Origin of the sequence: Knoellia tibetensis, assembly GCF_048606415.1 — a bacterium.
GTDB lineage: Bacteria > Actinomycetota > Actinomycetes > Actinomycetales > Dermatophilaceae > Knoellia > Knoellia tibetensis.
In genome coordinates this window covers 500,938-520,860 of record NZ_JBMBWF010000001.1, presented here as the reverse complement: position 1 = coordinate 520,860, position 19,923 = coordinate 500,938, and the positions used below count along the sequence as shown (strand labels likewise).

The following is a 19,923-nucleotide window of genomic DNA, read 5'->3' as shown; positions in this document are numbered from 1 at the left end:
AGTCGGGGGCCGTCGCCGCGCGCGGGCGCCTGCCTAGGATGACTGCACTATGACCGAGTGGTTGCTCGTCCTCGCCGGCGTCGCGCTGACCCTGGGGACCGCCCTGTTCGTCGCCGCCGAGTTCGCGCTCGTGGCCCTGGACCGACCGTCGGTCGAGAAGGCCGTCGAGCGCGGCGACGGTCGGGCGCGCACGGTGCTCGCCTCGCTGCGCCGCCTGTCCACCCAGCTCTCCGCGTCGCAGGTCGGCATCACGCTGACGACGCTCGTGCTCGGCTTCCTCGCCAACCCCTCGATCGGGGCGCTGCTGCGCGGGCCGCTCGAGTCGGCGGGGCTGGGGGAGCCGCTCGCCGCGCGCGTCGCCTCGGTCCTCGCCATGGTCGTCGCGACGGTCTTCTCGATGATCGTCGGCGAGATGGTGCCCAAGACCCTGGCGATCTCGACGCCGCTGTCGACGGCCAAGGTCGTGGCCACGCCCGTCCGGTGGTTCGCCCTGGCCTTCAGACCGATGATCGCCGTCCTCAACGGCACCGCCAACGCCGCCCTTCGCGCCCTCGGCGTCGAGCCCCAGGAGGAGCTCTCGGCGGCACGCAGCCCGGCCGAGCTCGCCTCCCTCGTCCGCACCTCCGCCGAGGCGGGCACGCTCGACGTCGGCACCGCCCGGCTCGTCACGGCCTCGCTCGGCTTCGGCGCCCAGACCGCGGCCGACGTCATGACCCCGCGCTCCCGGGCCACGGCGATCGACCGCTCGGCCTCGGCCCGCGAGTGCGTCGAGCTGGCCCGCCAGACCGGGCACTCCCGCTTCCCGGTCATCGACGACGACTGGGACGACGTCGACGGCGTCGTCCACGTCAAGAAGGCGATCGCCGTGCCGCACGAGCGTCGCGACGACGTCCCGGTGTCGGCGCTCATGACCCCACCACTCGTCGTACCCGAGACGATCCGTCTCGACCCCCTGCTCATCCACCTGCGCGACAGCGGCCAGCAGTTCGCCATCGTCGTCGACGAGTACGGCGGGACCTCGGGGGTCGTCACGCTCGAGGACCTCGTCGAGGAGATCGTCGGCGAGGTGTCCGACGAGCACGACCGCAGCCAGACGACAGGGCGCCGCATGACCGACGGCTCGTGGACGGTGCCGGGGCTGTGGCGGCCGGACGAGGTCAAGAGGCGCACGGGGATCGACATCCCGGAGGGGCCGGCATACGAGACGGTCGCCGGCTTCGTCATGTCCGAGCTCGGACGCGTCCCCGTCGTCGGGGAGGTCGTCGAGCTGCCCGGCTGGCGGATCACCGTCGTCGACATGGAGGCCCGTCGGGTCGACCGTCTCCGATTCACCCCCGTCCAGGAGCTGGCCTTCGATGCCGAGCACGACGAGGAAGGGGCGCCCGCATGAGCGCCGGCACGATCCTCGTCACCGTGGTCCTCCTCCTCGCCAACGCGTTCTTCGTCGGCGCCGAGTTCGCCGCGATGTCCGCGCGGCGCAGCCAGCTCGAGCCGCTGGCGGAGGAGGGGAGCAGGGGCGCCCGCGCGGCGCTGGAGGCCATGTCGCGCACCGGAATCCTGCTCGCGACGGCGCAGCTCGGCATCACCGTCTGCTCGGTCCTGCTCGGCGCCGTGTCCGAGGCCGCTCTCCACCACGCCCTCGTCGGACCGGTCGAGGCCTTGGGCGCGCCCGAAGCGCTGGCCGACATCCTTGCCCTCGTCCTCGCCCTGCTCGTCGTCGTCTTCCTCCACGTCGTCGTCGGCGAGATGATCCCCAAGAACATCTCGATCGCGACTCCGGAGCGAGCTGCGATCGCCCTCGTGCCGGCGCTGGTCGTCGTCTCGCGGGTGGTGAAGCCGGTCATCTCCGCCATGGACTGGGTGTCCAAGGTCCTCGTGCGCGCCCTGGGCGTCGACCCCAAGGACGAGCTCGCCTCCGCGTTCACCGCCGAGGAGGTCGCGCAGATCGTCTCCGAGTCGCACAAGGAGGGGCTCGTCGAGGCCGAGCAGTACGGCCTGCTCGGCGCCGCGCTCGAGTTCAGCGACAAGGACGCCCGCGATGTCGGCGTCCCGGTGGGGGAGCTCGTGACCATCGGGCTCGAGACCACTCCCGACGACATCGAGCGGCTCGTCGCCCGGCACGGGTTCTCGCGCTACCCCATCGCCGACCGCGACGGGACGCTGACCGGCTACCTCCACCTCAAGGACGTCCTCTTCGCCGACGAGGAGGAGCGGCTTCAGCCGGTGCCGGCCAAGCGGGTGCGCCGGATGGCCAACGTCCGCCGCGACGACGAGGTCGAGTCGGTGCTCGCGACGATGCAGCGCACGGGCTCGCACCTCGCCCGGGTCGTCGCCGACGACGGCGAGGTGCTCGGCGTCGTCTTCCTCGAGGACGTCATCGAGGAGCTCGTCGGCGAGGTCACCGACTCCAGCCAGCGCGGCTGAGTCCGCCCGCTGCCGCCAGCAGCTGCCTTGCACCTCGGTTCACCGGCAGCGGCCTTCGGCCTGAGCCTGATCCCGACGTCGTCGGGCCGCCCCGTGGTGCCCCGCCGGCCCTCTCACTTGTTCGAAGCGCCTGGTGCTTCTGCCGTGGGCACCAACGACGAAGGACCCGGAACGCGCATTGCGCAATCCAGGTCCTTCGTCTCAATGGTGCCCCCGGCAGGATTCGAACCTGCGCTCCCGCCTCCGGAGGGCGGTGCTCTATCCCCTGAGCTACGGGGGCTCACGGTGTCCGAATGGTGACGATTCGGCCCGTTACGGGACGCTCACGGAGGGTAGCAGCCTAGAGTTCTGATCATGGAATCAGGGCCGTCCACGGTGGCAGTGACGCCACCCCTGGTCCTCGTGTGCGACGACATCGAGTCGATCCGCGACATCATCCGGATCAACCTCGAGCTCGAAGGGTTCGACGTCCTCGAAGCGGTCGACGGGCACGAGGCGATGAGCCATCTCATCGACCCGTCCGCCCGCGTCCCCGACGTCATCCTCCTCGACGCGCAGACCCCACGGCGCGACGGCTGGTGGGCCATCGCCGCCATCCGGTCGCACCCGCGGCTGCGGGACGTGCCCACGATCCTCGTCACCGCCTCGACCTCGGCCCACGACCGCAGCGAGGCGGCGCTCGCGGGCTTCGACGCCTTCGTCGCCAAGCCGTTCGACCCGGTGGAGCTCGTCGAGGTCGTCTCACGGCTCGCGGCCGACGGACGGCCCTCAGCGCCTGCCCAATAGACTTCGCGGGTGACTCCCGAAGAACTCTCGTCCGCGATCCGGGCTGCCCTCCTCGAGGCCGTGGCCGCCGGTGACCTCGCCGCCGACGTCCCCGCGGAGGTGCGCGTCGAGCGACCGCGCAACCGGGACCACGGCGACTGGTCGACCAACATCGCGCTCCAGCTCGCCAGGGCGGCCGGTATGCCGCCGCGGGACCTCGCGACCTCCCTCGCGACTCGTCTCGCGCAGGTCGACGGCATCTCTGCGGTCGACGTCGCGGGCCCCGGCTTCCTCAACATCACGCTCGACACCGCGAGCGCGGGCGAGCTGGCGCGAAGCATCGTCGAGAGCGGGACGGCATACGGGCACAACGACTCCGAAGCCGGGCACACAATCAACCTCGAGTTCATCTCGGCCAACCCCACGGGGCCGCTGCACATCGGTCACACCCGCTGGGCCGCGCTCGGCGACTCGATGCGGCGGCTGCTCTCCGCATCGGGCGCCGACGTCACCGCCGAGTACTACATCAACGACGCCGGCGCGCAGATGGACAAGTTCGCGCTGAGCGTCCTCGCCGCGGCCAAGGGGCAGCCGACCCCCGAGGGTGGCTACCCGGGCGCCTACATCGGCGACCTCGCCAAGGTCGTCCTGGACCAGCGGCCCGACGTCGTCGACCTGCCGGAGGACGAGGCGGTCGCCGTCGTGCGCCCGCTGGCCTACCGGGCCCAGCTCGACGAGATCCGCTCGACGCTCGAGCGGTTCGGCGTCTTCTTCGACGTGTGGTTCTCCGAGAACGAGCTTCACGAGGGCGGGGCGGTCGAGAAGGCCGTCGAGCGGCTTCGCGAGCAGGGCCACGTCTTCGACGAGGGCGGCGCGGTGTGGCTGCGCACGACCGACTTCACCGACGACAAGGACCGGGTCCTCGTCCGGGCCAACGGCGAGCCCACCTACTTCGCCGCCGACGCCGCCTACTACCTCAGCAAGAAGGACCGCGGCTTCACCGAGAAGATCTACCTCCTCGGCGCCGACCACCACGGCTACATCAACCGGCTCAAGGCCATCGCCTCCGCCGCCGGGGACGACGCCGACGTCAACATCGACGTCCGCATCGGCCAGCTCGTCAACCTCAACGGCGCCAAGCTCTCGAAGCGGGCCGGCAACATCATCGAGCTGAACGACCTGCTCAACTGGATCGGCAGCGACGCCGTGCGCTACTCGCTCGCGCGCTACCCGGCCGACAGCCCGCTGTCGCTCGACGGTGAGGACCTGCGCAAGCAGACCAACGACAACCCCGTCTTCTACGTCCAGTACGCCCACGCCCGCACGGCCAACGTCGCGCGGCTCGCCGGCGAGGACGGCGTGCGCCGCGAGGACGGCTTCGACCCGTCGCTGCTCGCCGACCCCACCGAGGCGCCGCTGCTCGCGACGCTCGGCGACTTCCCGCGGGTCGTCGCCCAGGCGGCGCACCTGCGTGAGCCGCACCGGGTCGCGCGCTACCTCGAGGACCTCGCCGGGCGCTACCACAAGTGGTACGACACCTGCCGGGTCCGGCCGATGAACGCCGAGGAGGAGGTCACCGACCTCCACCGCACCCGGCTGTGGCTCAACGACGCCACCCGGCAGGTGCTCGCCAACGGACTCGACCTGCTCGGCGTCAGCGCGCCCGAGCGCATGTGAGGTCCTGACCGATGCGTTCGCACGAGGCCGGTGCCCTGCACGCGGAGGGCTACGGCGGTCCTCCGCTCTACCTTCCCTATCCGGACGACGTCATGGCGCTGCTGCCGCAGCTGTGGCCGGAGTCGGTGACCCGTGACGCCGAGGGCCGGATCGAGGTGGCCGGGCTCGACGTCGTGAGCATCGCGCGCGACTTCGGCACCGCGGCATACGTCATCGACGAGGACGACTTCCGCGCGAGGGCGCGGGCGTTCCGTGACGAGTTCGCGGCGCCCTTCGGTCCGGTGTGCGGCGGCGCCGACGTCTACTACGCGGGCAAGGCGTTCCTCTGCACGGCGGTCGCCCGGTGGGTGGCGGAGGAGGGGCTCTCGCTCGACGTGTGCAGCGGCGGCGAGCTGGCCGTCGCGCGGCGGGCCGGCTTCCCCCCCGAGCGCATCGGCTTCCACGGCAACAACAAGTCGCTCGACGAGATCCGCGCCGCCCTCGACTACGGCGTCGGGCGGATCGTCGTCGACAGCTTCGTCGAGATCGAGCGGGTGGCCGAGATGGCTGCCGAGCTCGGCGTCCTCGCGCCGGTGATGATCCGCGTGACGGTCGGGGTCGAGGCTCACACCCACGAGTTCATCGCGACCGGCCACGAGGACCAGAAGTTCGGGTTCAGCCTCACCGGGGGACAGGCGCTCGAGGCGGCGCGGGCCGTGCTGGCGCACGACAGCCTCGACCTGCGCGGCCTGCACTCCCACATCGGCAGCCAGATCTTCGACACCGGCGGCTTCGAGATGAGCGCCCGCCGGCTCATCGGCCTCCACGCCCGCATCGCCGAAGAGCTCGGGCACCACAGCCCCGAGATCGACCTCGGTGGCGGCTTCGGCATGGCCTACACCTCGCAGCACACCCCGATGAGCCCCGCCGAGCTCGGCGAGCAGCTCGCCGACATCGTCGGGCGCGAGTTCAAGGCCATCGGCGACGGCGACCTCGCCCAGGTGCCGCGGGTGTCGATCGAGCCCGGGCGCGCCATCGTCGGCCCGTCGACCTTCACCCTCTACGAGGTCGGGACGGTCAAGCAGGTCGAGCTCGGTGACTCGCACTCGCGGGCCTACGTCTCGGTCGACGGCGGCATGAGCGACAACGTCCGGCCGGCCCTCTACGAGGCCGACTACTCGTGCACGCTCGCCAACCGCAGCTCCGAGGCCGCGCCCATGCTGGCCCGCGTCGTCGGCAAGCACTGCGAGAGCGGCGACATCGTCGTGCAGGACGAGTGGCTCCCGGAGGACACCGGGCCGGGCGACCTCATCGCGGTGCCGGGGACCGGCGCCTACTGCCGCGCCCTCTCGAGCCAGTACAACCACACCCCCCGGCCGCCGGTGCTCGCGGTCCGAGACGGTCAGGCGCGAGTCCTCGTGCGTCGTGAGACGATCGACGACCTGCTGGCCCTCGACGTGGGGAGCAGCTGATGTCGCCGCTGTGCGGGGTCGCTGCGACGTGGTCGAGCCCGTGACCACCGAGGAGAAGACCGCCGAGATGGCAGCCACTGCCGACCTGCCCACCCTCAAGGTCGCCCTGCTCGGGTGCGGCGTCGTCGGTTCCGCGGTCGCGACGATGCTCACCACGAACGCGGAGGACCTCGCGGCCCGCGTCGGCGCCCGCCTCGACCTCATCGGCATCGCCGTCCGCCGGCCGGACCGCCCGCGTCCCGACGTGCCGGTCGACCCCGCCCTCTTTACCGCCGACGCCGACACCCTCGTCCGCAGTGCCGACATCGTCATCGAGGTCATCGGCGGCATCGACCCCGCCCGCGGCCTCATCCTCACTGCCATGGAGCACGGCGCGTCGGTCGTCACCGCCAACAAGGCCCTCCTCGCCGAGGACGGGCCGACGCTCTACGCCTCGGCGGCCGAGCACGGTGTCGACCTCTACTACGAGGCCGCCGTCGCCGGTGCCATCCCGATCGTCCGGCCGATGCGCGAGTCGCTCGTCGGGGACGACGTCGTGCGCGTGCTCGGCATCGTCAACGGCACGACGAACTTCGTCCTCGACAAGATGGACACGACGGGCGCCGGCTTCGCCGAGACCGTCGAGCAGGCCCAGGCGCTCGGCTACGCCGAGGCCGACCCGACGGCCGACGTCGAGGGCTTCGACGCGGCTGCGAAGGCGGCCATCCTCGCCTCGCTCGCGTTCCACACCCGGGTCGCCAGTGCCGACGTCCACCGCGAGGGGATCACGGAGGTGACCGCCGCCGACGTCCAGGCGGCCCGTGACATGGACGCCGTCGTCAAGCTCCTCGCCATCTGCGAGCTCCAGCGCGACGAGTCCGGCGCACCCAGCGGGGTCACCGTCAGGGTGCACCCGGCGATGATCCACCGCAGCCATCCGCTCGCGTCGGTGCGCGACGCCTACAACGCCGTCTTCGTCGAGGCCTCCGCCGCGGGCGAGCTCATGTTCTATGGCAAGGGCGCCGGTGGGGACCCCACGTCGTCGGCCGTCCTCGGAGACGTCGTGGCGGTCGCCAGGCACCGTCTCGCGGGCGGTCACGGCCCGGTCGAGTCGGCCTACGCCGACCTCCCCGTCGTGCCGATGGGCCGCGCCGAGACGAGGTACCACATCAGCCTGGCCGTCGCCGACCGTCCGGGCGTCCTCGCCCAGGTGGCCTCGGCCTTCGCGGAGCACGACGTCTCCATCGAGACCGTGAGGCAGCGGATCCTCGGCGAGGGCGACGACTCGCGGGCCCAGCTCGTCATCGTCACCCACCGCGCACCCGACTCCGCGCTCGCTGCGACCGTCGGTGCGCTCGCCGGACTCGAGACCGTCGACGAGGTCGTCTCGTGGATGCGTGTGGAAGGAGCCTGACGTGGCACACCAGTGGCGCGGAGTGATCCGTGAGTATGCCGACCGCCTGCCGATGCTGGCCGGCTCACCCGTCGTGACCCTCCACGAGGGCGGCACGCCGCTCATCCAGGCCGAGCACCTGTCCGAGCTCGTCGGTGCCAACGTCCTCGTCAAGTACGAAGGTCTCAACCCCACGGGGTCCTTCAAGGACCGCGGCATGACGACGGCCATCTCGCACGCCAAGGGCCGCGGGGCCAAGGCGGTCATCTGCGCGAGCACCGGCAACACAAGCGCGAGCGCCGCGGCATACGCGACGAAGGCCGGCATGACGTGCGCCGTCCTCGTGCCCGAGGGCAAGATCGCCATGGGCAAGCTCAGCCAGGCGATCGCCCACGGCGCGACGCTCATCCAGGTCGACGGCAACTTCGACGTCTGCCTCACCGTTGCCCGCAAGCTCGCCGAGGTGCACCCGGTCGAGCTCGTCAACTCGGTCAACCCGGCCCGTATCGAGGGTCAGAAGACCGCGGCCTTCGAGGTCGTCGACGCCCTCGGCGACGCCCCGGACATCCACGTGTTGCCGGTGGGCAACGCCGGCAACATCACCGCCTACTGGCGCGGCTACACCGAGTACGCCACCGACGCCGAAGGGCTGCCGGCCGTCGCGACGCGGACCCCGCAGATGTGGGGATTCCAGGCAGCCGGCGCGGCGCCGATCGTCCTCGGCCACCCGGTCGACGACCCCGAGACGATCGCCACCGCCATCCGGATCGGCAACCCCGCCTCGTGGCGGCAGGCCGAGGCTGCGCGCGACGAGTCCGGCGGGCGCATCGAGTCCGTCACCGACGAGCAGATCCTCGCGGCGCACCGCCTGCTCTCCTCGACCGAGGGCATCTTCGTCGAGCCGGGGTCGGCTGCGAGCATCGCCGGGCTCGTGCAGGCGAGCGAGCGCGGTGAGGTCCCGGCCGACGCGACCATCGTCTGCACCGTCACCGGTCACGGCCTCAAGGACCCGCAGTGGGCCCTGCGCACCGCCGACGGCTCGGAGGTCGAGCCCGTGCGGGTCGGCGCCGAGGCGCGCGCGGTGGCCGAGGTCCTCGGCTTCGAGGGCTGACGGTTGGGGGAGTGGCAGCGCGGCGTCACGGTCGCCGTCCGCGTCCCGGCGAGCAGCGCCAACCTCGGGCCCGGGTTCGACTCGATCGGTCTCGCCCTCGGGGTCTGGGACCGTTGTCGCGCAACGGTTCTCGACGCTCCCGGGCTCGAGATCGTGGTGCGCGGCGAGGGTGCCGACTCGGTCCCCACCGATGCGACGCACCTCGTCCACCGCAGCCTTGTGCACGCCTTCGACGAGCTCGGTGAGAGCGCACCGCCCGGTCTGCGGCTCGAGTGCGACAACGCCGTGCCGCACGGTCGCGGGCTCGGCTCGTCGGCCACCGCGATCGTCACCGGGATCGCCGTCGCCCATGCCCTCCGCGCGGCTCGCGACGGTCGGGTGATCGCCGCCATGGACCTCACGCCGGTCAACGACCTCGCCGCCCGGCTGGAGGGGCACCCCGACAACTCGTCCGCGAGCGTCCACGGCGGCGTGACCCTGTCGTGGTCGGACGACCCGTCCGCCGGCACGACCACCCTGCGCCTCACACCCCACCCCGACGTCGTCCCCGTCGTCTTCACCCCGGGCACCCAGCTCTCGACGGCGACGGCCCGCGCGGTCCTGCCGGGGCAGGTCCGGCTGGCCGACGCGGCCGCGAACTCCGCGCGGGCGGCGCTGCTCGTCCACGCCCTCACCACGGCGCCCGAGCACCTGCTCGCCGGCACCCGCGACTGGCTGCACCAGGAACCCCGCCGGCCGTCCTACCCCGCGTCGATGGCCCTCGTCGACGCGCTCAGGGCGGCCGGGCACGCGGCCGTCGTGTCCGGCGCCGGGCCGAGCGTCCTCGTCCTCGCAACGGCTGGCACGGCCGACGAGGTGGCCACCTCGGGAGGCGAGGGATGGCGGGTGCTGCTGCCCGGCATACCCACGCGTGGCGTCACCGCCGAGAACGCCTGACCACGCGTTCTCGTCCTCCCGTCGGCAGGGAGTGCGTGGTGTTAGTGTGGTGGCGCGGTCGCAGTTGATGCCGGAGGGGGCGCTTCCCCACCGATGCCTACCAAGACCCGCATCCTCCACCTTGGGCCGGTCGTGCCGTGCCACGCGCCGATGTCGGCAGGCCCCGTGGAACCAGCAGCCAGATCCCTGGCACCCACTTCCGGCCCCCCACGCACTCGTGGTCCGGGCCCACTGACGAGGGGAAGGATCCTTCGTGACAGACACCACCACCCTTGAGGCGTCGTCGGCATCCGGGCAGGGCCCGCGCCGATCGGGCTCGCTGACGGCCATGCGCCTCGCTGAGCTGCAGGGGCTCGCCTCGAGCATGGGCATCTCCGGCACTGCCAAGATGCGCAAGGGCGACCTCGTCGCCGCGATCAAGTCGCGCCAGAACGGCGACAGCGGCCCGGTCGCGACCGCCACCGAGGCTCCGACCCGCCGCCCGCGGCGCGCGTCCTCCTCGGGCCAGGCCGCGCCCAAGGCCGACGCACCGCGGGCCGAGGCGACCGAGACCCAGTCGCCCAAGGTCGAGTCGCCCAAGGCCGAGGACACCGACCGCTCACGCACGTCCGGCGACGCCGATCGCGGTCGCCGCGAGGCGCGCGACGGTGCGGAGCGTTCCGAGCGCTTCGACCAGAAGCGGGCGGGGGACGCCCCGGCCGAGGGCCGTGAGGGCCGCTCCGACCGTGAGCCTCGCGAGCGTCGTGACGCCCGCGACGGTGGCCGCGAGCAGCAGCAGGAGTCCCGCGACTCCCAGCGCGAGCAGCGCGAGCAGCGCGACTCCGACCGTCCCGCCCGCGATCGTGACGGCGAGCGCGGCGACGCCCAGCGCGACCGCACCGACCGCACCGACCGGACGGACCGGACGGACCGGACGGACCCCACCAACGCCTCTCAGAGCGACGGCGGCCAGGACGACGACGACGAGGGTGGCCGCAGCGGTCGCCGCCGTCGCAACCGCAACCGCAACCGCGACAAGCGCCGCGGCCCGGTCCCGGGCGGCACCGAGCCGACGACCGAGAACGAGCCGCAGATCACCGAGGACGACGTCCTCGTGCCGGTGGCCGGCATCCTCGACATCCTCGACAACTACGCGTTCGTGCGGACGTCGGGCTACCTCCCCGGCACCAACGACGTCTACGTGCCGCTCGGCATGGTCAAGCGCAATGGCCTGCGCAAGGGTGACGCCGTCGTCGGCGCGACCAAGGCCCCGCGTGAGGGTGAGGAGGCGCAGCAGCAGAGCGTCGGCTCGCGCAACAACCGTCAGAAGTACACCCCGCTGGCGCGCCTCGACACGATCAACGGCATGAGCTCGGACGACGCCCGCAAGCGCGCCGAGTTCGGCAAGCTCACGCCGCTGTACCCGCAGGACCGCCTGCGCCTCGAGACCGACCCGACCAACCTCACGACGCGGATCATCGACCTCGTCGCGCCGATCGGCAAGGGCCAGCGCGGGCTCATCGTCGCCCCGGCCAAGGCCGGCAAGACGATGGTCATGCAGGCCATCGCCAATGCGATCACGACGAACAACCCCGAGGTCCACCTCATGGTCGTGCTCGTCGACGAGCGCCCGGAGGAGGTCACCGACATGCAGCGTGCGGTCAAGGGCGAGGTCATCGCCTCGACCTTCGACCGCCCGGCCGAGGACCACACGACCGTCGCCGAGCTCTCGATCGAGCGCGCCAAGCGCCTCGTCGAGATGGGTCACGACGTCGTCGTGCTCCTCGACTCGATCACCAAGCTCGGTCGCGCCTACAACCTCGCCGCCCCGGCGAGCGGTCGCATCCTCTCCGGTGGCGTCGACTCGGCCGCGCTCTACCCGCCCAAGAAGTTCTTCGGCGCCGCGCGCAACATCGAGAACGGCGGCTCGCTCACCATCCTCGCCACCGCGCTCGTCGAGACCGGCTCGCGCATGGACGAGGTGATCTTCGAGGAGTTCAAGGGCACCGGCAACATGGAGCTCAAGCTCGACCGTGGCCTGTCCAACCGCCGCATCTTCCCGGCCGTGGACATCAACAACTCGGGCACCCGTCGCGAGGAGATCCTCCTCGCGCCGGAGGAGCTCAAGATCATGTGGAAGCTCCGTCGCGTCCTCGCCGCGCTCGACAGCCAGCAGGGCATCGAGCTCCTGCTCGACCGGCTGCGCAAGACGAAGACGAACTACGAGTTCCTCAAGCAGGTCCAGCAGACCAGCTCGAACAAGCTCGAGGACGAGAGCGACGACTGAGTCGTCCCGGTCCATCGCGAGGCGGTCTCCCACGACGGGAGGCCGCCTCGCGGCATACGAGTGCAGTCACGAACGACCACGTATGCCGGCCCATGCAGAGCATGGGACCCGCGCTCACCCACCGCTGCCGGCCCGCAGCCTGCGCATCGTCGGGAACGCGGACTCCGCGAAGCCCATCGAGCGGTAAATGACGGCGCCCTCGGTCGTTGCGGCGAGGTCGACGCGGTCCGCTCCGGCGTCCTCCTCGAGCCAGCGCACGAGCTCGGTCATCACCGCGCGGGCGAAGCCGCGGCCACGGGCGTGGGGGAGCGTGGCGACGTTGGAGACGAACCCGAGGCGGCCGTGCGGCAGGGTCGGTGCGGGGATGGCCGGCAGCACCTCCGCGAGCCCTCCGGCGAGCACCTCGCCCGCCTCCTCCACGACGAGGACGAGCGTGCGCTCGTCGGTGAGCTTCGTCGTGAACCATGCCCGCGCGGACTCCTGCCAGGTGGGGTCGGCGAGGGCGGCCGGCGACGTCCCCATGGCCTGGAACATGAGCACGCGCAGGCGCATGAGGTCGTCGAGGTCGTCCGCGGTGGCGCGTCTCGGGCCGGTCATGCGGCGACGCTAGTCGAGGGTGGACGGCGCCTTCATGTCCTTTTCGCCCGCCACGTCGCGCCGACGGCCGTAGCCGGTCGCGACGAGGTTGCCGGACCAGTGGGCACTCAACCCGGTCGAGGACGCCCATGTCAGGTCGGCCGCGGCGGGGAATGCGGGCGGCGCCCCCGCCGTTTAGGGGATCGTGTGCCTGCTCTGGCACACTTGATCGCTGGACCGGTTCACGGCACGAACGCGTTTCCTGAGCATCGCCCTCACGAGCGGATGCAGGCGGGGCGCTCCAGGGTTTGCACCATCGTGGTGGGCCCGCCGACCCGGAGACATCCAAGGAGAAGCATCGTGAAGAAGGACATCCACCCGAACTACGGCGAGACGACCGTCACCTGCACCTGTGGCGCGACGTTCACGACCCGCAGCACGGCCCCCAACGGCCAGATCCACGCCGAGGTCTGCAGCCAGTGCCACCCGTTCTACACGGGCAAGCAGAAGATCCTCGACACCGGTGGTCGCGTGGCCCGCTTCCAGGCGCGCTACGGCAAGAAGGCCGACGCGTAGCACCTCCGATGCGCCGACCCGTCGATCCAGCACTGGATCCGGGTCGGCGCATTCGTGTCTGCACGACCTTCTCCCAGCCCTGAGCCCGCTCGCCCGAGAGGTACCCCGATGTTCGAGTCCGCCGCCGCCCTCGCCCAGGAGCACGCCGACCTCGAACGGGAGATGGGCGACCCGGCCGTCGCGTCCGACCCGGACCGCCTGCGCGAGGTCAACAAGAGGTATGCCGCGCTGGGACCGACCGTGACGGCATACGGCGAGTGGGTCTCGGCGACCGAGGACCTCGGTGCGGCGCGTGAGCTCGCCGCGGAGGACGACTCCTTCGCGGCCGAGGTGCCCGCCCTGGAGACGGCCGCGGACGAGGCGGCCGACCGGCTGCGCCGCCTGCTCATCCCGCGCGACCCCGACGACGACCGCGACGTCATCCTCGAGGTCAAGGCGGGGGAGGGCGGCGACGAGTCCGCGCTCTTCGCCGGCGACCTGCTCCGGATGTACCTCCGCTACGCCGAGCAGCGCGGCTGGCGCACCGAGGTTCTCGACGCGACCGAGACCGACCTCGGTGGCTACAAGGACGTCCAGGTGAGCGTGAAGTCGCGCGGCAACCCGCAGCCGGGCGAGGGGCCGTGGGCGCGGCTCAAGTACGAGGGCGGCGTCCACCGCGTCCAGCGCGTGCCGGTCACCGAGACCCAGGGCCGCATCCACACGAGCGCCGCCGGCGTCTGGGTCATGCCCGAGGCCGAGGAGGTCGAGGTGACGATCGACCCCAACGACCTGCGCATCGACGTCTTCCGCTCGTCCGGTCCGGGTGGGCAGAGCGTCAACACGACCGACTCCGCCGTGCGCATCACCCACCTGCCGACGGGCACCGTCGTCTCGTGTCAGAACGAGAAGTCCCAGCTCCAGAACCGCGAGGCCGCGATGCGGGTCCTGCGCGCGCGCCTGCACCAGATGGCCGTCGACGAGGCCAACGCCGCGAGCGCCGACATCCGGGCCAGCCAGGTCCGCACGGTCGACCGGAGTGAGCGCATCCGCACCTACAACTTCCCCGAGAACCGGCTCAGCGACCACCGCACCGGCTTCAAGGCCTACAACCTCGACACTGTCCTCGGCGGTGAGCTCGACGCCGTCGTCGAGTCGGCGATGTCGGCCGACGAGGCGGCGCGGCTCGAGGCGCTCGGCGAGGGCACCGCGTGAACGACCTGCGTGACGCCGTCCGGGCCGCCGCCCGCACCCTTGCCGACGCCGGCGTCGGCTCGCCCGACCACGACGCGGTCGCGCTCGCGGCGCACGCACTCGGCGTCGACGCCGCCGAGGTGAGACGGCGCATGGTCCTCGGCGGAGAGGTTCCCGAGTCGTATGCCGGCCTCGTCGCCGAGCGCGCACGTCGCGTCCCGCTCCAGCACCTCACCGGGCGCAGCTGGTTCCGCGGGCTCGAGCTCGAGGTGGGCCCGGGTGTCTTCGTGCCCCGGCCCGAGACCGAGGTCGTCGCGGGCTGGGCCGTCGACGCGGCCCGCGACTGCCTCGACGCCGGCGTCGGGGCACCCGTCGTCGTCGACCTCTGCACCGGCTCGGGCGCGATCGCGCTCGCCGTGAAGTCCGAGGTCCCCGAGGCGCGGGTGCTCGCGGTCGAGGTGAGCGACCTCGCGGTGGCCTGGGCGCAGCGCAACCGTGACCGTCTCGGCCTCGACGTCGAGGTCGAGCACGCCGACGCGGTCACCGCGTTGCCCGGGCTCACCGACGTCGACGTCGTTGTGTCGAACCCGCCCTACATCCCCACCACCGCCGAGCCGGTCGACCCCGAGGTGCGCGACCACGACCCGCACGTCGCGCTCTACGGCGGAAGCGAGGACGGCCTGGCGATCCCGCGCCTCGTCGCCGCCCGCGCGGCCGGCCTGCTGCGCCCCGGAGGGGTGCTCGTCATGGAGCACGCCGACAGCCAGGGCGAGTCGCTGCCCGCCGCTCTCCGGGCGAGCGGTTCCTGGTCGCACATCGAGGACCGGGTCGACCTCACCGGCCGCCCCCGCGCCACCGTCGCGACCCGGGCCTGAGCACGCCCGCGCGAGCCCGAGAAGACTGTGGCCCCCACCCGGATCGGGTGGGGGCCACAGCAGTCGTTCGACCTCGTCAGAGGATGTAGATGAGCAGGGCGATGATCAGCAGAACACCGACGATCGTCCAGATGAGTCCGGAACCACGCATTGCGTTGCACCTCACTTCCAAGAGACAGGGACGAAACGGTCCGACCCTACGCATCCCCGGCGTCCCGTGACGGATCGGACACGGGCCAATTTCGGTCCGTCCCCGCAGGTCAGCCGGTGGCCGGGGTGCCCGCGGTGCCGGGCGCCCGAGGGCGGTCCTAGGCTGCTCCCATGAGTCCGGTCTTCGACTGCACGACACCCGAGGGTCGGCAGGACGGCATCGCCAAGGCGAGTGCCGGCATCCGCCTCGGCGACCTCGTCGTCCTGCCCACCGACACGCTCTATGGCATCGGCGCCGACGCCTTCTCGCCCGACGCCGTGCAGCGCCTGCTCGACGCCAAGGGGCGCGGCCGCGAGATGCCACCCCCCGTGCTCGTCGCCGACGTCCGGACGATCGACGGTCTCGCGACCGACGTGCCGGACTACGCCCGCGCCCTCATCGAGCGCTACTGGCCCGGCCCCCTCACGCTCGTGCTCAAGGCACAGCCGTCCCTCATGTGGGACCTCGGCGACACCGGTGGCACCGTCGCGGTCCGCATGCCCGACCACGAGGTCGCCCTCGACCTGCTCAAGGAGGTCGGCCCGATGGCGGTGAGCAGTGCCAACCGCACGGGCCACCCCGCCTCACGCACGGTCATCGACGCCGCGACCCAGCTCGGGGCCTCGGTCGAGTTCTACCTCGACGGTGGGCCGGTGACGGGCGGGCTGCCCTCGACGATCGTCGACTGCACCCACGACGAGCCGACCATCCTGCGCCGCGGGGCCATCGATGCGGACGAGATCCTGGCCCTCACGGCCGAGCACATACAGTCGCCGGCAGGCACGTCGGACGACACCCCGGCGGACACGTCGGACGACACGGCACCAGCACCCGAGGAGAGCAGCAACGATGAGTGAGACGTTCTACGGTTCCGACTTCGGGGCCCTCGAGGCCTTCGACCCCGAGATCGCGGGGGTCCTCGTCTCCGAGCTCGACCGCCTGCGCGGCGGACTCCAGCTCATCGCCAGCGAGAACATGTCCTCGCCGGCCGTGCTCACCTCGCTCGGCTCGACGCTGTCGAACAAGTACGCCGAGGGCTACCCCGGCCGTCGCTACTACGGCGGCTGCTCCGAGGTCGACAAGGCCGAGTCGCTGGCCATCGAGCGCGCCAAGGCGCTCTTCGAGGCCGACCACGCCAACGTCCAGCCGCACTCGGGTGCGAGCGCCAACCAGGCCGTCTACGGCGCGTTCATGTCGCCCGGCGACACGATCCTCGCCATGAGCCTGCCGCACGGTGGCCACCTCACCCACGGCACGAAGATGTCGTTCTCGGGCAAGTGGTTCAACGCGGTCCACTACGGCGTCGACAAGGACACCGAGGACATCGACTACGACGAGGTCGAGCGCCTCGCCAAGGAGCACAAGCCCAAGGTCATCCTCGCCGGCGGCTCGGCCATCCCGCGCCTCATCGACTTCGAGTTCTTCCGCCGCGTCGCCGACGAGGTCGGCGCGATCTTCTGGGTCGACGCCGCCCACTTCATCGGGCTCGTCGCCGGCAAGGCCATCCCCAGCCCGGTGCCGCACGCCGACGTCGTGAGCTTCACGACGCACAAGGTGCTGCGCGGCCCACGCTCCGGAGCGATCGTCTGCAAGGAGGAGCACCGCGCCGCGATCGACAAGGCCGTCTTCCCGATGATGCAGGGCGGTCCGCAGATGCACACGATCGCGGCCAAGGCGACGAACTTCAAGGAGTGCGCGACGCCGGAGTACCAGGCCTACGCCAAGCAGGTCATCGCCAACGCGCGCGTCCTCGCCGAGACGCTGGGGGAGAAGGGCATCCGCCCGACCACCGGCGGGACCGACACCCACCTGTCGCTGCACGACCTCCAGCAGGTGCTCGTCACCGGCGCCGACGCCGAGGCGCGCTGCGACGCGGCCGGCATCACCCTCAACAAGAACGCCATCCCGTTCGACCCGCAGAAGCCCAACATCGCCAGCGGCATCCGCGTCGGCACGCCGTGCGTGACGACCCAGGGGATGGGCGAGGACGAGATGCGCACCATCGGCGGGCTCATCGCCCGAGCGGTCGTCGACGGCGACGCCGACCCCGAGCACGCGGTCTCCATGGAGGTCCGCGCCGAGGTGACCGACCTCGTGACGCGCTTCCCGGCATACGCCCGCTGACGCGACCGGCACCTGACGCCGACGGCGCCCCTCCCGGCAACGGGAGCGGGCGCCGTTCGCGTGTGGCGGCGGCAACGCGGCCGACGCGCAGGGGTCAGCTGGCGGCGCGTCCGCGGCGGCGGTCGCGCCGCTCGTCGTCGGCCCGCTGGTCGGCGGCCTCCTCGGCGGCCTCCCGGGCCAGGGCCGCGGCCTCCTCGGCCGACGGCTGCTGCGACTTGGGCTTGGTGCCCGATGCCGTCAGCACCGTGAGCACGCTGCGGCCGAGGACCTCGAGGTCGAGCAGCGGCCCCATGTGCTTGAGGTAGTAGAAGTCGTAGGAGAGCTTCTCGATCGTCTCCTCCTCCGACGCGGCGTAGCCGTGGCGGACCTGCGCCCACCCGGTGATGCCGGGCCGGACGAGGTGGCGCTGGTCGTAGAAGGGGATCGCCTCGCGGTACTTCTCGACGAAGCTCACCTGCTCTGGCCGAGGGCCGATGAGCGACAGCTCGCCGCGCAGCACGTTGAAGAACTGGGGCAGCTCGTCGAGGCGGACGCTGCGCAGGAAGTGGCCCAGCCGCGTGATGCGGGGGTCGTCGCCGGTGGCCTGGCGCGCGCCGTGGGCCTCCGCGTCGTTGCGCATCGTGCGGAACTTGAAGAGCTCGACCATCTCCCCGCGGCGTCCCACCCGCACCTGCCGGAAGATCACGGGGGAGCCGTCGACGATGCGCACGAGGAGGGCGACGACGGCGACGACCGGCATCCACACCGGGAGCGTGAGGACGACGAGCACGAGGTCGACCGCGTGCTTGACCGGCAGGAACGGCAGCTTGCGCAACAGCGAGGTCTCGATCTCCCAGCCCTCGGAGAGGTGCCCGAGGGGGACGCGGCCGGTGTGCTCCTCGTAGACGTCGTTGAGCGGGCGGACCTCACGCCCCGCGACCGAGGTCGCCGAGACGTAGGCCGTCACCTCGCGCGACCAGCGGTCGCTGAGGTCGACGATGAGGACGGTGTCGGGTGGGGGCGCCGGCAGCGGACCGTGGGCCTCGGGGTCGATGACGCCGACGACGCTGATGTGGGGGGTCTCGTCGAGCTCGCGGACGATCGCATCGGCCGACGAGATGACGACGAGCCGCTCGGTCCACGGTCGCCGCCGGAGCACGAGCCGCATGAGGAGCACGAGCACGAACCAGATCGCGAGCGTCGTGAAGAGGTGCGGGCGCGAGTAGTAGGGGCGGACGAGGACGATCATCGCCGTGATGGCGAGGAAGGCGAAGAGGGCGCCGAGGGCGCCGCGCGAGTAGGTCGGCCGCGGCGGGCCCTGCGGCATGACCGCGGCGACGAGCGCGTCGCCGAGGACGGCGCCGACGACGGCGATGACGAAGATCTGGCCGAGACCGCGCCCCTGCGTCTGGGCGATGACCGCGTCGCTGAAGGGGTGGTCGTCGAAGCGCAGGAACGCCGCGAGCACGAACGCGACGGCAAGGAGTGCGGCGTCGGCGCAGACCATGCCGACCAGGAGCCGCTGTCTCATGGCGGGAAGTGTATTCGGAGCGCGGGGGGGACTCCGGGACGCCCCGCGCGACGGGCGTTTGGTCCCCCTGCCGCGCTTGTGATAGTTTTCACAAGCCCCGGAACGACCTCGATGGAGAGCTCCCAGTGACTTCGAACCCCGCGCCCCGGACCCCGGTCCGGATGATGCTGCGAGGTGCTCTCGTCCCCGGGATGGTCGCCCTTCCCGTGCTCGCCGGAGCCGTCTGGGCGTATGCCGGCGAGCGGGCCGCGCTGTCGGCCCTCGCGGGTGCCGCGCTCGTCTTCGTCGTGCTCACCGTGGGCCTGCTCGGCATCACCGCCGTCGTCCTCGGCCCGGCCGCCACGTCCATGGCAGGCGCAGGCGTCGTCTACCTCGGCCAGCTCATCCTCGTCGTCGCCGCGGTGCTCGCATTGCGGGGCGCCGACTGGCTCGACGGCCGCCCCTTCGCGCTCTCGGCGATCGCCCAGACCCTCGTCATGCAGGTCGGCCAGGTGGCCGGCTACGCCCGCGCGCGCCACGAGGTCGCACCCGGCTCGCTCGACCGCGGAGGTGACGCATGAGCGAGGACAGCACGCGCCCCGAGGGCGCCGACCGCAGGCTCCCCAAGGGCGTCGAGGGCCACGAGCCGTTCGCCACGTGGCACGACGACCCCGAGCTCCCCAGCGCCACCGCACGGGCCGACGCGCTCGGTGCGACCGTCATCGCGTACCTCATCACCGGACCTGCCGTCTTCGGTGCCATCGGCTGGGGAGTCGACCGACTTCTCGGTACCGGATTCGTCGTCGTCCTCGGGATCCTGGGCGGGATGGCCCTGTCGCTGTACACCATCTGGCTCCGGTACGGTACGACGTGACGCCCCTGAACATCGGCCGCCGGCGACTCGCGTTCGAGCCGCGCACG

The 19,923-nt window shown here is 71.9% G+C and carries 18 protein-coding genes and 1 tRNA gene; 16 read left to right on the top strand and 3 right to left on the bottom strand.

Features of this window, described 5'->3' with window-relative positions:
• Window positions 1-49: 49 nt before the first annotated feature.
• Both ACOJV7_RS02420 and ACOJV7_RS02415 read left to right on the top strand, forming a co-directional pair.
• Window positions 50-1,390: a hemolysin family protein gene (locus tag ACOJV7_RS02420; RefSeq protein ID WP_420188568.1), complete on the top strand. Its 1,341-nt coding sequence runs from the start codon at window positions 50-52 to the stop codon at window positions 1,388-1,390.
• The gene (locus tag ACOJV7_RS02415; RefSeq protein ID WP_420188566.1) at window positions 1,387-2,424 is read left to right on the top strand and encodes a hemolysin family protein; all 1,038 of its coding nucleotides are present in this window, start codon (window positions 1,387-1,389) and stop codon (window positions 2,422-2,424) included. Before ACOJV7_RS02420 ends, ACOJV7_RS02415 begins: the two co-directional genes overlap by 4 nt.
• A 205-nt stretch (window positions 2,425-2,629) precedes the next feature.
• Here the strand turns inward: ACOJV7_RS02415 and ACOJV7_RS02410 are convergent.
• Window positions 2,630-2,704 (bottom strand) — tRNA-Arg (locus ACOJV7_RS02410).
• A gap of 74 nt (window positions 2,705-2,778) precedes the next feature.
• On the opposite strand from ACOJV7_RS02410, the gene ACOJV7_RS02405 reads away from it, so the two are divergent.
• From ACOJV7_RS02405 to rho, 7 genes are all read left to right on the top strand, one after another.
• Entirely contained in the window at window positions 2,779-3,210 is a 432-nt protein-coding gene (locus ACOJV7_RS02405) for a response regulator (RefSeq protein ID WP_420188564.1), read from the top strand.
• A gap of 9 nt (window positions 3,211-3,219) precedes the next feature.
• Complete coding sequence (gene argS / locus ACOJV7_RS02400) at window positions 3,220-4,866, top strand: arginine--tRNA ligase (protein WP_420188563.1); 1,647 nt, start codon at window positions 3,220-3,222, stop codon at window positions 4,864-4,866.
• Window positions 4,867-4,877: 11 nt separating this feature from the next.
• Window positions 4,878-6,317, top strand: coding sequence for a diaminopimelate decarboxylase (gene lysA, locus ACOJV7_RS02395; RefSeq protein WP_420188562.1), 1,440 nt, complete (start codon window positions 4,878-4,880; stop codon window positions 6,315-6,317).
• A gap of 67 nt (window positions 6,318-6,384) precedes the next feature.
• Complete coding sequence (locus ACOJV7_RS02390; protein WP_420190364.1) at window positions 6,385-7,710, top strand: homoserine dehydrogenase; 1,326 nt, start codon at window positions 6,385-6,387, stop codon at window positions 7,708-7,710.
• A 1-nt stretch (window position 7,711) separates the two neighbouring features.
• Window positions 7,712-8,800: a threonine synthase gene (gene thrC / locus ACOJV7_RS02385; RefSeq protein ID WP_420188561.1), complete on the top strand. Its 1,089-nt coding sequence runs from the start codon at window positions 7,712-7,714 to the stop codon at window positions 8,798-8,800.
• A gap of 3 nt (window positions 8,801-8,803) precedes the next feature.
• Window positions 8,804-9,736 (top strand): homoserine kinase, encoded by a 933-nt coding sequence (gene thrB / locus ACOJV7_RS02380; RefSeq protein WP_420188559.1) that lies wholly within the window; start codon window positions 8,804-8,806, stop codon window positions 9,734-9,736.
• Window positions 9,737-10,064: 328 nt separating this feature from the next.
• On the top strand, window positions 10,065-12,002 hold the full coding sequence (gene rho, locus ACOJV7_RS02375) for a transcription termination factor Rho (RefSeq protein WP_420190363.1): 1,938 nt from the start codon (window positions 10,065-10,067) through the stop codon (window positions 12,000-12,002).
• Window positions 12,003-12,116: 114 nt separating this feature from the next.
• Here the strand turns inward: rho and ACOJV7_RS02370 are convergent, their stop codons facing one another.
• Window positions 12,117-12,599 carry a GNAT family N-acetyltransferase gene (locus ACOJV7_RS02370; protein WP_420188557.1) on the bottom strand — a complete coding sequence of 161 codons (483 nt, stop codon included), beginning with the start codon at window positions 12,597-12,599 and terminating at the stop codon, window positions 12,117-12,119.
• A 339-nt stretch (window positions 12,600-12,938) separates the two neighbouring features.
• Here ACOJV7_RS02370 and rpmE point away from each other — a divergent pair, with 339 nt between their 5' ends.
• From rpmE to ACOJV7_RS02345, 5 genes are all read left to right on the top strand, one after another.
• Window positions 12,939-13,154, top strand: a complete 216-nt coding sequence (gene rpmE / locus ACOJV7_RS02365) for a 50S ribosomal protein L31 (RefSeq protein WP_420188556.1) — start codon at window positions 12,939-12,941, stop codon at window positions 13,152-13,154.
• A 108-nt stretch (window positions 13,155-13,262) separates the two neighbouring features.
• Window positions 13,263-14,345: a peptide chain release factor 1 gene (gene prfA / locus ACOJV7_RS02360; RefSeq protein WP_420188555.1), complete on the top strand. Its 1,083-nt coding sequence runs from the start codon at window positions 13,263-13,265 to the stop codon at window positions 14,343-14,345.
• Window positions 14,342-15,199 carry a peptide chain release factor N(5)-glutamine methyltransferase gene (gene prmC, locus ACOJV7_RS02355; protein ID WP_420188554.1) on the top strand — a complete coding sequence of 286 codons (858 nt, stop codon included), beginning with the start codon at window positions 14,342-14,344 and terminating at the stop codon, window positions 15,197-15,199. The genes prfA and prmC overlap by 4 nt, the downstream gene beginning before the upstream one ends.
• A 321-nt stretch (window positions 15,200-15,520) precedes the next feature.
• Entirely contained in the window at window positions 15,521-16,246 is a 726-nt protein-coding gene (locus tag ACOJV7_RS02350) for an L-threonylcarbamoyladenylate synthase (RefSeq protein ID WP_420188553.1), read from the top strand.
• Complete coding sequence (locus ACOJV7_RS02345) at window positions 16,239-17,513, top strand: serine hydroxymethyltransferase (protein WP_420188552.1); 1,275 nt, start codon at window positions 16,239-16,241, stop codon at window positions 17,511-17,513. Before ACOJV7_RS02350 ends, ACOJV7_RS02345 begins: the two co-directional genes overlap by 8 nt.
• Before the next feature lie 94 nt (window positions 17,514-17,607).
• Here the strand turns inward: ACOJV7_RS02345 and ACOJV7_RS02340 are convergent, their stop codons facing one another.
• Complete coding sequence (locus ACOJV7_RS02340; protein ID WP_420188551.1) at window positions 17,608-19,023, bottom strand: sugar transferase; 1,416 nt, start codon at window positions 19,021-19,023, stop codon at window positions 17,608-17,610.
• 125 nt (window positions 19,024-19,148) lie between these two features.
• Between ACOJV7_RS02340 and ACOJV7_RS02335 the strand changes: the two genes are divergently transcribed.
• Together ACOJV7_RS02335 and ACOJV7_RS02330 are read left to right on the top strand one after the other, a co-directional pair.
• The gene (locus ACOJV7_RS02335; RefSeq protein WP_420188550.1) at window positions 19,149-19,583 is read left to right on the top strand and encodes a hypothetical protein; all 435 of its coding nucleotides are present in this window, start codon (window positions 19,149-19,151) and stop codon (window positions 19,581-19,583) included.
• Window positions 19,580-19,876 carry a hypothetical protein gene (locus ACOJV7_RS02330; protein WP_420188549.1) on the top strand — a complete coding sequence of 99 codons (297 nt, stop codon included), beginning with the start codon at window positions 19,580-19,582 and terminating at the stop codon, window positions 19,874-19,876. The genes ACOJV7_RS02335 and ACOJV7_RS02330 overlap by 4 nt, the downstream gene beginning before the upstream one ends.
• Window positions 19,877-19,923 lie beyond the last annotated feature (47 nt).